1 protein-coding gene is annotated in these 226 nt (G+C 63.3%); it reads right to left on the reverse strand.

Annotation, left to right across the window (positions count from 1 at the left end; genetic code table 11):
• Positions 1–226, reverse strand: a 226-nt coding sequence (locus tag IB265_RS36470; protein WP_192496247.1) for a hypothetical protein, incomplete at both ends; no start/stop codon positions are given.

Below are 226 nucleotides of genomic sequence, written 5' to 3' on the forward strand. Positions count from 1 at the left end.
CCGACCGAGACATTGTCCTCGCCATTCGGACCAGCCGTATGCAGCACGTTGTCCTTGAGCTCGACCGTATAGGCACCCGTGGCCGCGTTCGTCACGGTCACCGTGAACAGCACGCCGCGCGGGCCCGTTGCCGTCAGCGTGTTGCCGCTCCAGCTGTAGTTTACCGTCTCCTGTCCGATCGTACCGCTCGTGCCATGCAAACCGGCAAACGAGAAGCCGTTCGTGC

Source organism: Ensifer sp. ENS10, assembly GCF_014852025.1.
Lineage (GTDB): Bacteria > Pseudomonadota > Alphaproteobacteria > Rhizobiales > Rhizobiaceae > Ensifer.